Raw genomic sequence first — 13194 nt, forward strand, 5'->3', positions numbered from 1 at the left:
GGCCGCTCATACGTACGTCCTGATATTGCCGTGGCGACCGGACCGCAGGCCGTCCCGCTCGACGGTGATCGGGACGGCGATAGTTCCGCGCAACGGCATTGCGGCGATTTGTCGGACAAGCCTGACCCCTGCACGCTCGCCTCCCTGGGGACGTCCTGCATCGGGGTGAGACCCATGTGCGGTCCGGGAAACCATTGATGCCTGCCGGCCGACCGGGGTCGACGGCCTGCGGCGACATGACGGAAGCGTGTTTCTGATGCCACGGAACGCATCGACGGTTCCGTGGTACGCCTGGGCCGTCATCCATGGAATGAAGCCCTGACGTCAGATCTCGCCCCGCAGCATCCTGGAAACGCCGGACCGCCGCTGCCGGCGCTGGTCGGTGACGTCCGTCGCCTGAACGCGCTCGCGGATTACGACATCCTCGATACCGCTCCCGAGAAGGGGTTCGACGACATCGTGGTTCTGGCGCGCCGGCTATGCAATGTGCCGGTAGCATTGGTCAGCCTCGTCGGGTCGGACCGACAGTGGTTCAAGGCGCGTTCGGGTTTTTCTTCCTGCGAGACCACCCTCGATAAGTCGGTGTGCGCCCACGCCCTCGGCGAAGTCGACATGCTCGTCATCCCGGACCTGACGCAGGACCCCCGGACGAACGCAAACCCGCTGGTGACGGGCGAGCCCCACCTGCGCTTCTACGCCGGGGCGCCGCTCGAAACCGCGGGTGGGGAACGGCTCGGGTCGCTCTGCGTCATCGACGTCGAACCGCGCCTGGGCGGGTTGAGCGTCGAGCAGGCCGAGTGCCTCAAGGCCCTCGCCGGACAGGTGATGAGCCAGATGGAACTGCGCCGCGCCGCCGGCGAGCGCGAACGCATCCTTGCCGGCCAGGAAATCCTGATCGGGCAGCAGAACGCCCTCATCGCGACGCAGGCCGTCGTCGCCCGCGCGGCGGGCGACCGGGACGCCATCCTCGACGCGCTCGTCTCCGGCGCGATGCAGGCGGTCCCGGCGGCCCAGGGTGGCGTGATCGAGCTGCAGCAGGGCGACGAACTCGTCTACCGTTCGGGACGCGGGACCCTTGCCGCCCATGTCGGCATGCGGCTTCCGCTGCACGGCAGCCTGTCCGGGCATGTCCTGACCACCGGCAAGGCCGTGCTCTGCCCCGACGTGCTCCTAGACCATCGGGTCAAGCGCGACGTGATCGCGCCTCTCGGCATGCGTTCCGCGATCTACGTTCCCGTGTCCCGCGGCGGCGCGCCCATCGGCGTGCTCAAGCTGCAGTCCGGCGAGCCCGACGCCTTCTCCGGACGGGACCTCCGGATCGCACGGCAGTTCGCCGGGACGGTCGCGGCGGGGCTGGCCGAGGCCGGGGAGGCCGAGGCACGGCGCGAGGTCCGGACCAGCGAGGCCACGTTGCGGGCCGTGCTCGAAAACCTGCCGGTCGGCATCGTCATCGCGGAGGCGCCGTCGGGACGCATTGTCGGGCACAACGCCCGGGTGGAGACGATCCTCGGTCATGGGGTTCTCCCGGCGCGACCCGGCGAGGGACCGTTGCGGTGGAGCGCGCTCCGCGAGGACGGGAGCGAAGTCGCCCCCTCGGAGTGGCCCCTCGTGCAGGTCACCGAGGGACGGGCGGCCGATGTCGCGATGGAGGTCGACTACCTGCGCGGCGACGGCACCCGATCCTGGGTCGGCTTCTCCGCGGCGCCGATGCACGACGCCGACGGACGCCTGACAGGCGGCGTCGTGGTCGTCTCGGACATCGATGCGCGCAAGAGGTTCGAACGCCAGCTCGCCGCCGCCAAGCTGGCCGCCGAGGAGGCCAACCGCGCCAAGAGCGAGTTCCTCGCGAACATGAGCCACGAGCTGCGGACTCCGCTCTCGGCCGTGATCGGTTACTCGGAGATGCTGCAGGAGGAGATGGAGGATCTCGGGCAAGGCGACTTGCTCCCGGACCTTCGCAAGATCGAATCGAACGCGCGCCACCTCCTGGGGCTGATCAACGACGTCCTCGACCTCTCGAAGATCGAGGCCGAGCGCATGGAGGTCTACGCGGAGGATTTCGCCGTCGACGCCGTGGTCCGGGACGTGGCGGCCACCGTCGAGGCCCTTGTGGCGAAGAAGGGCAATGTCCTGACCCTCGAACTCGGGGACGACCTGGGGGACGCGCACACCGACGTCACAAAGGTACGCCAATGCCTGATCAACCTGCTCGGTAACGCCGCCAAGTTCACCGAGGCCGGACAGGTCACCCTGTCCGCCGGACGCGAGGACCGCGACGGCGAGGCATCGCTTGTCTTCCGGATCGCCGACACCGGCATCGGCATGAGCGCCGAGCAGCAGGCCCGGTTGTTCGAGCGCTTTACCCAGGCCGACGCCTCGACGACCCGCCGCTTCGGCGGCACCGGTCTGGGCCTCTCGATCACGCGGGCCTTCGTCGACATGCTCGGCGGGGATATATCGGTCGAAAGCGTCGAGGGCGCGGGTACGACCTTCACCGTGCGGATGCCCGCCCTGCTCGCCGAGGGAACGTCCGAAACGTCGGTCGTCGAACCCCCGGCCGTCGCTACGGACGGGTCATCCGACGTCGTCCTCGTCGTCGACGACGATCCCGCCACCCGCGACCTGATCGCGAGATTCCTGGAGAGGGACGGGTTCCGCGTCGTGACGGCGGTCGACGGGCAGGCCGGCCTCCAAGCCGCACGGACGCTACATCCTCGCGTGATCCTGCTCGACGTCACCATGCCGAGGATGGACGGCTGGTCGGTCCTGCGCACCCTGCGAGCCGATCCCGAGCTCGGCACGACGCCAATCATCATGGTGACGGTGCTCGACGAGCAAAACCTTGCCTTCGCCCTTGGCGCAACGGACTACATGCAGAAGCCCATCGAGTGGGGAAAGCTGGAAGCGACGATGGCGCGCTTCCGTCCCGCGCCGTGCGACAGCTCGGTGCTTATCGGGGGAGACGATGCGGACGCCCGTGACCGGCCGCCCGTTTTGCCCGGGCGCCAGGATTGAAAGACGATGCAATGACGGGAGAGGCGCAAGGAAGCGGGGCGTCGTCAGCCATCCAGCGCCACAACGTCCGACAGGCCGGGGCCGGCCCCCGGGCGATGGTCTTCGCGCACGGCTTCGGATGCGACCAGAACATGTGGCGTTTCGTGGCCCCGGCCTTCGCGGGCGAGTTCCGCACGATCCTGTTCGATCACGTCGGCGCCGGTGGTTCCGACCTCTCGGCCTATGACCCCGACAGGTATGCCACCCTCGAAGGCTATGCCGACGACGTGGTCGAGCTCTGCCGCGCACTCGACGTGCGCGGCAGCGTCTTCGTCGGGCATTCGGTGAGCGCCATGATCGGGGTGCTCGTCTCCAAAAAGGCGCCCGAGCTCTTCGACACCCTCGTGATGGTCTGTCCGTCCCCGCGGTACATCGACGACGCAGGCTACGAGGGCGGCTTCAGCGAGGCGCAGATCCACGAACTGCTGGAGTTCCTCGACAGCAACCACATGGGCTGGTCGCAGGCCATGGCGCCCGTCATCATCGGCAACCCGGACCGGCCGGAGCTCGGCGAGGAGCTGACGAACAGCTTCTGCCGCACGGACCCGGACATCGCCAAGCGTTTCGCCCGGGCCACCTTCCTCTCGGATAACCGCGCCGACCTCGCGGGCGTCGCCGCGCGCTGCCTCGTAATCCAGTGCTCCGAGGACGTGATCGCGCCGGTCGCCGTCGGCGAGTTCGTCCACGAGAACCTGCGCGACAGCGAGTTCGTCCTGATCGACGCGACGGGCCACTGCCCGAACCTGAGCGCCCCGGACGAGACCATCGCGGCGATGAGAGCCTTCCTGTGAGGACGGCGCCTTGAACGAGGTGGCGGCCATCCCGGCATTGCCCGAGGCCGGCGATCTGGAGGATCTCTTCGAGAACGCGCCCTGCGGCTACCTGGAGACCCTGCCCAACGGCCGGATCTCCAGGGTCAACCGGACGTTCTCGACATGGACCGGGTTCGCCTCCGAGCAACTCGTCGGACGTCGCTTCCTCGACCTGCTCAACATCGCCGGCAAGATCTACTACGAGACTCACTTCGCTCCGCTCCTGCGCCTGCAGGGGTCGTTCAACGAGGTCGCCCTCGACGTCTGCGTTCGGACGGGACGACCCTGCCGGTCCTCGTCAACGCCGTTGTCCGTCGGGACGAGGCGGGCGTCATCCGCTTCATCCGGGTCACGGTGTTCAACGCCTCCGACCGTCGGCGCTACGAGCAGGACCTGCTCGACGCACGCCGTACCGCGGAGCAGGCCGGGCTCGCGCTGCAGGATCTCAACGCGACCTTGGAGACGCGCGTCTCCGACAGGGCCCGCGCCCTGGAGCGGGCCTGGCGGCTGTCGCGGGACCTGCTCGCCATCGCCGGTACGGATGGCGTCATCACCCGGGTCAACGGCGCATGGACGGAGCATCTGGGCTGGCAAGCCTCCGATCTCGTAGGCCGGAGCTTCGTGACGTTCACGCATCCGGACGACCTTGCCGCGACGCAGGCCGCCTTCGTCGGCATCTTCGAGGCGCCGCTGACCAAGCCCTACGAGTATCGCTTCCGCCACGCGGACGGTTCCTACCGCTGGTTTGCCTGGACCGCGGCGTTCGAGGACGACGAGATCCATGCGAGCGGGCGGGCGACGACGGCGGAACACGAGCAGGCGGCCTTGCTGGCCGAGGCCGAGGACGCGTTACGGCAATCGCAGAAGATGGAGGCCGTCGGCCAACTCACGGGCGGGCTGGCGCACGATTTCAACAACTTGCTCGCGGCCATCTCGGGAAGCCTGGAGCTGATGCGAACCCGTATGAGCCAGGGGCGGTTCAACGACCTCGACCGCTACATGCATGCGGCCGAGGGCGCCTCCAAGCGCGCCGCCGCCCTGACGCATCGATTGCTCGCCTTCTCGCGTCGCCAGACCCTCGACCCCAAGCCGACGGACGTGAACCGGCTCGTGGCCGGGATGGAGGATCTCGTCCGTCGCACCGTCGGGCCCTCCATCCACGTGGAGACGGTCGGCGCCTCCGGCCTCTGGCCTGCTCTGATCGACCCTCCGCAGCTGGAGAATGCCCTGCTGAACCTCTGCATCAACGCACGCGACGCGATGCCGGACGGGGGGGGGCATCACCATCGAGACGGCGAACAGGTGGATCGACGAACGAACCGGCCGGGAGCGCGACCTGCCGCCCGGCCAGTACCTCTCGCTCTGCGTCACCGACACCGGCACGGGCATGCCGCCCGAGGTCGTCGCGCGCGCCTTCGACCCGTTCTACACGACCAAGCCCGCCGGTCAGGGCACCGGCCTGGGCCTCTCGATGATCTACGGCTTCGCCCGGCAATCGGGCGGGCAGGTGCGGATCTACTCGGAGGTCGGCCAGGGCACGACGATGTGCCTCTACCTGCCTCGCTATTATGGTGAGGCGGAACCCGAGGACTTACCCCATGCCGTTTTGACCGCGTCCCGGGCCGGGCAGGACGGAACGGTCCTCATCGTGGACGACGAGCCGGCCATCCGGATGCTGGTGACGGATGTGCTGGAAGAGCTCGGGTGCATGGCCATAGAGGCCGGCGACAGCGCCGCCGGCCTCAAGGTGCTGCAATCGAACGTACCCATTGACCTCTTGGTCACCGATGTAGGGCTGCCGGGTGGCATGAATGGGCGCCAGATGGCGGACGCGGCCTGGGTGACGCGACCCGGCCTCAAGGTCCTCTTCATCACGGGCTACGCCGAGAACGCGGCCGTCGGCAACGGCCTGCTGGAGCCGGACATGCATGTCCTGACGAAGCCGTTCGCGATGGAGGCGCTGGCCTCCCGCATCAGAAGCCTCATCGAAAACTGATACCAACGGCCCTAGATTTTGACCTGTGCCCAGTTTGGCGCTGTGATAGATGTGACAAGGGCTGTGTTTGTGAGCGAAGAAGTTCCAGGCGTCGCAGCAGGCATCGACGATCTGGCGGTCGTCGCGGAACACCCGGTTGGCGAGCTTGTTCTGGCGTAAGTCCTGTCAGACCAACTCCATCGGGTTCAACTCCGGCGACGACGCTGGCAGATGCATCACCGTGATGTTGTCCGGCACGACTAAGCCGCGTGGGCGGCGTGTCTTGGAGCTGCCGTGATAGCCAGCCCCGTCCAGAACCAGAATCGCGCGCAAGCCCGGCGCGACCTGCTTGCCGATCTCGGCCAGGTGCAGCGACATCATCGTCGTGTCGACCGTCGGCAGCACCAAAGCCGCGCTGGTCCCGCGTGCCGGGCAGGCAGCGCCAAACCGATACGTCCACGTGTAGCGCTGGTCGCGCGCAGCGCGCGGGCGTGTGCCCTTGCGCGCCCACACCCGCGTCAGCGTGCCCTGCTGGCCGACGCGGGCTTCATCTTGGAACCAGATCTCGAGCGGCTTGTCGCGGGCGGGTTCGGGCAGGATCTCTGCCACGCGCGCGGCGAAGCTTTTTTAAAAGCCTCCTGGATCTCATCATGGGCCTTGGGATGCTGCGGGCGCACCGAGAGCTGCACGAAGCCCAACGCCGCCAGATGCTTGCCGACCGTGCGCTCGTGCATCTCGACCCCGAACAGCTCCTCGATCCGCCCCTGCAGGTCGACCCGGCGCCAACGCACCACGCCGTCCTGGTCGAGGTCCGGCCCGGCCTCGACCAGGACGGCCAACTGCTGCTTCTGCTCGAGCGTCAGCTTGGCCGCCCGCCCCGGCGCCTTGCGGTCGTTCAAACCAGCCAGTCCCTCGGCGTTGTAGCGGTGGACCCAGCCGCGCAGGGTCTGCCGATCCATGCCGCAGGAGCCGGCGGCGCTGGTGCGGGCAGCCCCAGCAAGCACCACCGCCAGCGCCAGCATGCGCCGGGCCGCCAAGACGCCGGGCGCCTTGGCGGAGGCGGCACGCAACGCCTCGGCAGTGAGATCGCTGCGGGTGATGGCGATCCCGGCCATGGCGAACGCTCCTGATCCCGCCATCGAATCAGAAGCCAACACACCGCGCAACAAGCCGAGTCACCTTCACAGGCCGTTGGTATGATGCGACCGCGTACCACTGAGTAGACCGCCTAACCGGTACATCTGCATCATAACGGTCGTGCGTTGAGCTAATTATATCGGCGAACACGATCGGAGCTTCGCCAGTGGATCGCAATGCCTCGCCCCCTACGCAGTTCGGCCCAGCCGCTATCCAGAATTCACCTGAGATCGGAGGCCAAGCAAACGCGACTGACATCATGGAGAGGATCGCTTCCGCGCTCGACATTCCGCTAGATACATTCAAGCAACCGGAGGAACGCCACGGCGGCAGGGCCCAGGTTCTTGCCGAAAATGCTGAGGCCTCGTCGATTTTTGCTGGGATTACGGACTGTGACGCCCGGCAACGGGGTCTTGCATACCTGCGGTGGATCGCCGAGCAAGGTTGTATTGGGTAAGCATCCGAAATGCCGCGCTATTTCTTCTACACCTCGGGCCCCAGCGGCGAATGCTTCGATGACGAAGGGACTGACTTGCCAGATGTCAGCGCGGCCCAGCGTTATGCACGTCGGGCGTTGTGTGAGATCGCGGGCGATTACCTCTTGGGCGGGCACGTTACTTTCTTGGTGCGCGTGCTCGACATGACCGACACTGAAGTCTACCGGGCCTCCATCGCGCTCACCGAACTGCACTTAGACGGTGCCGCATTTCTCGCAGAGGAGCAGCCACACGGTACGCCTGACAACGGCTCCGTCGAGCGTCACTCGTAGCAGGCAGTTCTACGTTCTGAGCCAGCCTCTTCGGAGGTCCCATTGATGTAAAAGGGTGTCATGGCGATGTCTGCCACTGGTAGCCTTCGCCTGAAAGCGGACCGGCAGAAACCCACCCAACCCAGCCGTTCAGAGGTGGCTACCAACGCGACTGGAACTGGCCGAAAGCGGCTGGTCTGCTTCCGAGACGGGCCGCCGAAAAGCGGACGGGCTCCTACTGACCCAACGCGGTCGTAAAGCTCGATCCACCTCCACCGCGAAAGCAGACGCCGGCGCACGGCAGGTCACCGCCGGCCAGCGGCCTCCAAGCTGGTCCGGTCGACGATCTCGACCGCGCCCCGACGAAGTTCGATGAGACCCGCCTCAGCCCATTGCGCCAGGATGCGGCTCACGACCTCACGCACGCTGCCGACGTCGTCCGCCAGCGTCTGGTGGGTCACGGCGGCGATGCCCCGCGGGTCGGCCTCAGCGAGAAGTCGGTGCGCAAGACGCTGCTTCAGCGGTGCGAAAGCGACCTCGTCGATCAGCGTGAACAGGCCGGACATCAGCCGGGTGTAGTCGTCCATGACGAAGCTGCGGAAGGCCGCGCTGTCGCCCATCAGGTGCTGGAACGTGCTCACCGGCAGCGCCGCGAGTTCGGTCCGCTCCTCGGCCACGCTCTGCGCCGGGAAGGTGCCGCCGGACAGGAGGCACTGGGTAGTCAGCGCGCAGGTGCCGCCGGGGCCGACCTTGTAGATCAGCACCTCGCGCCCGCCCTCCGACGTGCGGAAGATGCGCGTGCGGCCCTCCAGGCACATCAGGTAGTTGGCGCATTCGCCGTCCAACTCGTAGGCCGTGGCGCCGGCCTCCAACACCGGAAACTGAACGGTCCCCCTGGCGAGCTGGAGGTGCGCCGGGCTGAGCGCTTGGAGGAGCGGAAACCGGTCGATCCAGCGTTCGACCTTGTGCACGTCCATCATGGCTAGCGTCGTCCCCCGGCCATGACGATGGGCGGATCGTCCGGCTCGCGCTGCGTTTTCTCCCACCGCGTCGGACTTGTGTGACCTGGGTCACCGACCGATCGCAGCCGCTCGGCATAGCATCGCGAGATAATGAACACGATACGGGTGCGGCAGACGGTCAGCGCCCGATGGGAGTGAACCGATGCGCCGCCTCGCCCTGAGCCTCATGCTCGCCGCCCTCGCCGCCGGCCCCGCCGCGGCCGAACAGGATTTGCTGCTCGGCGCCAACATGTCCTCGCCCGCGATGACCCAGGCCGAGATGAGCCGCGCCGACATCGAGGCGATGATCAAGGCCGCGGACGGCAAGCCGATCGACCTGCACGACAGGGCGCTGTCCGGCCTCGACTTGTCCGGTCTGAACCTCCGGGGCGTCAACTTGAGGACGGCGCGCCTGAACAAGGCCAACCTGCGCGGCGCCGACCTCAGCGGGGCCAACCTCGAACAGGCGTGGTTCCTGAAGGCCGACCTGTCCGGCGCCAAGCTCGCGGACGCGAAGATGTTCGGCATCACCGCGCGGGACGCCAACCTCAGCGGTGCCGACCTCAGTCGCTCGATGCCGATCGGCGACTTTAAGGGCGCCAACATGAGCGGCGCCACGCTCGTGGACCTCAAGGGCGGGGCCGACATCAAGAACCAGTCCATGGGCCTGATGCGGGCGGTGTTCACGTCGGTGAACCTCTCGGGTGCAAACCTCAAGGGAGCCGACCTCGGGCGGTCGCGCCTGGAATACGCCGACCTCGAGGATGCCGACCTTACCGACGTGGTGCTGATGGGCTCGGATCTGTCCGGGGCGAACCTGACCGGGGCCACGGTGGCGGGTGCGGACTTCAAGAACGTCGATGTCAGCGGCACCCGGCTGATCGACCTCAAGGGCCAGGACCGCGCCAAGGACTGGTCGGCCCGCGTGAACGTCGACCGCGCTATCACCCGGGTGTCGAACTAGCTGTTTGGTTGCGGAACGTCGTTGGGATGTGGCACGCTGGGCGATCAAAGCCCACGCGTGGCGGTTTGAGGGTGTGCGCCGCGGTGCTGCCAGGAGGGCTCGTTGATGCTCGCCATCCACCCCCAGGCCCGCACCACCCCGGTTGTCCGCGCTGAGATCGTCCGCTCGGCGGAGAGCTCCGGCGTGCTGGCCAAGCGCTACGGTGTCTCGACCGAGACCATCCGCAAATGGCGCAAACGCGGCCCCGAGGCGTGTCAGGACCGCTCGGCGCGACCCCACAAGCTCGCGTGGCGAGCCAGCGATGAGGAGCGCGCCATCGGCTTTCCCCTCGACGCGCTGACCTTCATCGTCAGCCACTTCCTGCCAACACTAAACCGGGACGCGGTCTACCGCATCCTCAAGGCCGAGGGCCTGAACCGGCTGCCGCCCGCCGAGAGGGCCCGCAAGCCACACGGCAGCTTCAAGGACTACGAGGTCGGCTTCATCCACGTCGACGTGAAGCACCTGCACAAGCTGCAGGACCGCGACCGCGTCTCGCGCAAGCGCTACCTGTACGTCGCCATCGATCGCGCCTCTCGCTACGTGCATCTTGCCGTCAAGGACGACGAGACCACGGCCTCGGCGGTGGCCGTCCTCACGGACGCGCTCGGCGCCTTTCCGTTCCGGGTCACCCACGTGCTCACCGACCGCGGCTCCTGCTTCACGGCCGATGCGTTCGAGGCCGCCTGCGAGCGGTACGGTGTGCAGCATCGTAAAACACGCCCGTCCGCGCCGAAAACCAACGGCATGGTCGAGCGCTTCAACGGTCGCGTGCAACGGGAGGTGATGGGCATCACGCTCTACAGCCACACCGACCTGGAGATCGTGCTGCGCGGCTTCAACGCGGCCTACAACGGCCGCCGGCAGCGCGTGCTGAACGGGCTCTTGCCCGAGATGGTGCTGCGCCAGCGTCTCGAAGCCGATCCCGCGCTCGCCAGCCCAACTTACAAACCGCCCAGCTCTACTCTCATCAAACGCGCCCTCCGCGTCGTTGCAGATGCCAAGGATGTCTCACATCCAGACAACCGGCCGGTGCCTTCCTACCCGTAGGAGCCGCCAAACAAATCCCCGACCCCCTTCCGCCGGAACGGCGTGCGCCAGCGCCACCGCTGATGCTCCGGCCGGTCGTGGACCATGTGGCCGCGATGACAGAAGGCCGCGAGGTTGGCGATGGCATTGTTCGCGGTGCCGTGATCACGGTTGGCCCCCGCTAGGACGACACGCGTCCGACAAGCGCGGCCGAGGATGTCAGCTTCTGCAGCGATCCGGACGCAGCGGCCCCACCCATCGCGCCACTGGCCGGTTTCAGCGTCCCACCAGCGACCATTGCCGAGGTGGTAGACCATGCGCCCGTGTGGTCGGCCGCAGCCCGCGCAGCAGCCTTTCGCTCGCCCGAACTGGATCACGGCCGAGAGCTGCGCCCAGTCTATGGGGTAGACGAAGCGGTGCTCGGGCCGGATCGCCATCCTGGCGCATCGCGCTGCCCGTCGTGGAGAATGCGCTGCAGTGCAGTATCGATTGAAAACTTAACCGTAGGATCAGTATTGCATCCCCGGCGTTCGCCCTATTGGTGTCGAGTATCGCTGGGGGTCGCCATGGGCCTGACCGCTTTTATTGTTTTCGTTGTGCCGTGGATGCTACTTGCGGCTTGGCTTTTCACATTGCCAAGCGCTATTCGTTTGGGTGCGCCAGCCACCCCTTGGCGACCGCTGTACCGCTTCCCCGACACGACCCTCGATCAGCACCCCAATCGGCGACGACAGTTCAACAGCTATAAACGTGGTGCCTACGACGGATCAGGCCCAACCGGTGGAGACAAGCACGAGCCGATTTCCGAGCCCGCGAGCGGGGGGCTGGGCACAAGTGTGGAGCCAACCGAGCCAGACGACAAGGTTTAGCTGGCACAGACCTGCGGGGCAGCGAGGACCCGCGTCGGACCTGCTGGGCTCGATGCGGGTTAGCCGTTCTATAAACTGTAGGAGGCTTGCCCGATGCCACAGATGTTCGATTGGATCTTCTTCGCCATCATGATCCCGTTCCCAGCGTTCTTGCTCTGGGATTTCTACCGGCACCGCGACTCGTCAAAGCGGGTTAAGCAGCTCTAATTGGCTGCCAAGGGCGCAACTGCGACGGTGAGGCAGCACCGAGGCCGGGGGGATTGGCCTTTGTGCTGCACTTTCGGCACTCAGCCCACAGGCCGATCGCTACGGCCATCCTGCGCCCGTAGGGTTAATCACCCGTTACCGGGACCTGCTCTGTTCTCAGGTGCCAGTAACACGCGGCAGGCATATGCCGGCGTTCACGGTCTCCCCCTCGTCGTGTTCCGCGTCCATTCTACAGTTCACCCGTATGGGCCGCCGAATAGGTCACCCAGCGCCTTTCACCGGAACAGGGTCAGCCAGCGCCGTCGCTGATGTTCTGGCCGGTCGTCGATCATGTGGCAGCGCTGGCGGAGCGCCGCGAGATCGGCGTCCGCGTTGTTCAAGGTGTCGTGATCACGGTGGTCCGCCGCCAGGACGACCCGCGTCCGGCGAGCACGACCGATAATGTCGGTTTCCGCATCAACACGGATCCTGCAGCCCGCGCCATCGCGCCACCGGCCGGTATCAGCGTCCCACCAGCGACCATCGCTCAGATGGTAGACCATCCGCCCGTGCGGCCGATCGCAACTCTCTCAGCAGCCTTTCGCTCGCCCGAACCGGATCGCGGCCGAGAGCTGCGCTCAGTCGATGAGATAGAATAAGCGGTGCTCGGGCCGGATCGGCATGCTGATGCTGGATATGCGGAACGCGACCCACTTTGCAGCGAAGCGGCTTTCCACACTGTAGCATCACGGCCACAGCCGAACGGCAACGGTCTGACGGCTCGCAACCAAAGCGGCTCTGAGATGTTCTGGCGCTCGTGCATGGTGACCAAGAAGTATTGCGGCGGTCGAGGGCGCGTTAAGAGGCGGTTTACTACGACGCGCCCTCTAGTCACCTTGTGGTGTGTCCATAAAACTACAGCTATTTGGCCCACCGTCCGGTAGTCATAGCTCCAGATTGAATGTTGGACCTTACGTGATGACCAAGCTCCTGGCCTCGCTCGCCGCCTTCACCGCCCTGACCGCCGCCGCCTCGGCCGCCGACCTTCCGCGCCGCGCCGCCCCGCCGCCCGTGTTCACCCCCGTGCCGGTGTTCACCTGGTCGGGCGCCTACTTCGGTATCAATGCCGGCTACGCCTTCGACGCCTCCAGCCGCTCGAACAGCTCGGTGTTCGGCGTCCCCGCCCCCTACGCAGCTGTCGGCACGACCGCGACCTTCCGCGATCGCAGCCAGGACGGCTTTTCCGGCGGCGCCCAGGTCGGCTACAACTATCAGTTCACCCCGGGCTCCGGCGTCGTCGTCGGCATCGAGGCCGACGCCCAGTACCTCGACTTCGGCCGCAACCGGAACAACGCCTTCATCAACGGCGCCGTCGCTCCG

At 66.7% G+C, this 13194-nt stretch carries 8 protein-coding genes and 4 pseudogenes; 8 read left to right on the forward strand and 4 right to left on the reverse strand.

Translation table 11 applies throughout. The features are described from left to right. Positions 1 to 282: 282 nt before the first annotated feature. The 4 genes and pseudogenes from OXS49_RS14890 to OXS49_RS14905 form a co-directional block, all read left to right on the forward strand. On the forward strand, positions 283 to 3015 hold the full coding sequence (locus OXS49_RS14890; RefSeq protein ID WP_267425237.1) for an ATP-binding protein: 2733 nt from the start codon (positions 283 to 285) through the stop codon (positions 3013 to 3015). An 11-nt stretch (positions 3016 to 3026) separates the two neighbouring features. Then, positions 3027 to 3845, forward strand: a complete 819-nt coding sequence (locus OXS49_RS14895; protein WP_243998711.1) for an alpha/beta hydrolase — start codon at positions 3027 to 3029, stop codon at positions 3843 to 3845. A 19-nt stretch (positions 3846 to 3864) separates the two neighbouring features. Next, entirely contained in the window at positions 3865 to 4476 is a 612-nt protein-coding gene (locus OXS49_RS14900; RefSeq protein WP_267425256.1) for a PAS domain-containing protein, read from the forward strand. Further along, positions 4368 to 5862 (forward strand): annotated as a pseudogene (locus tag OXS49_RS14905) (ATP-binding protein); the annotation flags it as partial. The gene OXS49_RS14900 and the pseudogene OXS49_RS14905, both read left to right, overlap by 109 nt. An 11-nt stretch (positions 5863 to 5873) precedes the next feature. Here OXS49_RS14905 and OXS49_RS14910 read toward each other — a convergent pair. Next, a pseudogene (locus OXS49_RS14910) lies at positions 5874 to 6956 on the reverse strand (IS630 family transposase). Between the two features lie 488 nt (positions 6957 to 7444). Here OXS49_RS14910 and OXS49_RS14915 point away from each other — a divergent pair. Next, positions 7445 to 7747, forward strand: coding sequence for a hypothetical protein (locus OXS49_RS14915; protein ID WP_243998698.1), 303 nt, complete (start codon positions 7445 to 7447; stop codon positions 7745 to 7747). Between the two features lie 284 nt (positions 7748 to 8031). On the opposite strand, the gene OXS49_RS14920 is transcribed toward OXS49_RS14915, so the two are convergent. Beyond that, positions 8032 to 8706 (reverse strand): Crp/Fnr family transcriptional regulator, encoded by a 675-nt coding sequence (locus OXS49_RS14920; RefSeq protein ID WP_243998700.1) that lies wholly within the window; start codon positions 8704 to 8706, stop codon positions 8032 to 8034. Positions 8707 to 8890: 184 nt separating this feature from the next. On the opposite strand from OXS49_RS14920, the gene OXS49_RS14925 reads away from it, so the two are divergent. Further along, the gene (locus tag OXS49_RS14925) at positions 8891 to 9691 is read left to right on the forward strand and encodes a pentapeptide repeat-containing protein (RefSeq protein WP_267425240.1); all 801 of its coding nucleotides are present in this window, start codon (positions 8891 to 8893) and stop codon (positions 9689 to 9691) included. A gap of 105 nt (positions 9692 to 9796) precedes the next feature. Next, on the forward strand, positions 9797 to 10780 hold the full coding sequence (locus tag OXS49_RS14930; RefSeq protein WP_267425242.1) for an IS481 family transposase: 984 nt from the start codon (positions 9797 to 9799) through the stop codon (positions 10778 to 10780). Here OXS49_RS14930 and OXS49_RS14935 read toward each other — a convergent pair. Together OXS49_RS14935 and OXS49_RS14940 are read right to left on the reverse strand one after the other, a co-directional pair. After that, positions 10771 to 11196 carry a hypothetical protein gene (locus OXS49_RS14935; protein ID WP_267425244.1) on the reverse strand — a complete coding sequence of 142 codons (426 nt, stop codon included), beginning with the start codon at positions 11194 to 11196 and terminating at the stop codon, positions 10771 to 10773. The genes OXS49_RS14930 and OXS49_RS14935 overlap by 10 nt on opposite strands. A 914-nt stretch (positions 11197 to 12110) precedes the next feature. Beyond that, a pseudogene (locus OXS49_RS14940) lies at positions 12111 to 12497 on the reverse strand (hypothetical protein). Positions 12498 to 12792: 295 nt separating this feature from the next. Between OXS49_RS14940 and OXS49_RS14945 the strand changes: the two are divergent. Continuing rightward, positions 12793 to 13194 (forward strand): annotated as a pseudogene (locus tag OXS49_RS14945) (porin family protein); the annotation flags it as partial.

The sequence above is a fragment of the Methylobacterium sp. GC_Met_2 genome, assembly GCF_026540795.1.
GTDB lineage: Bacteria > Pseudomonadota > Alphaproteobacteria > Rhizobiales > Beijerinckiaceae > Methylobacterium.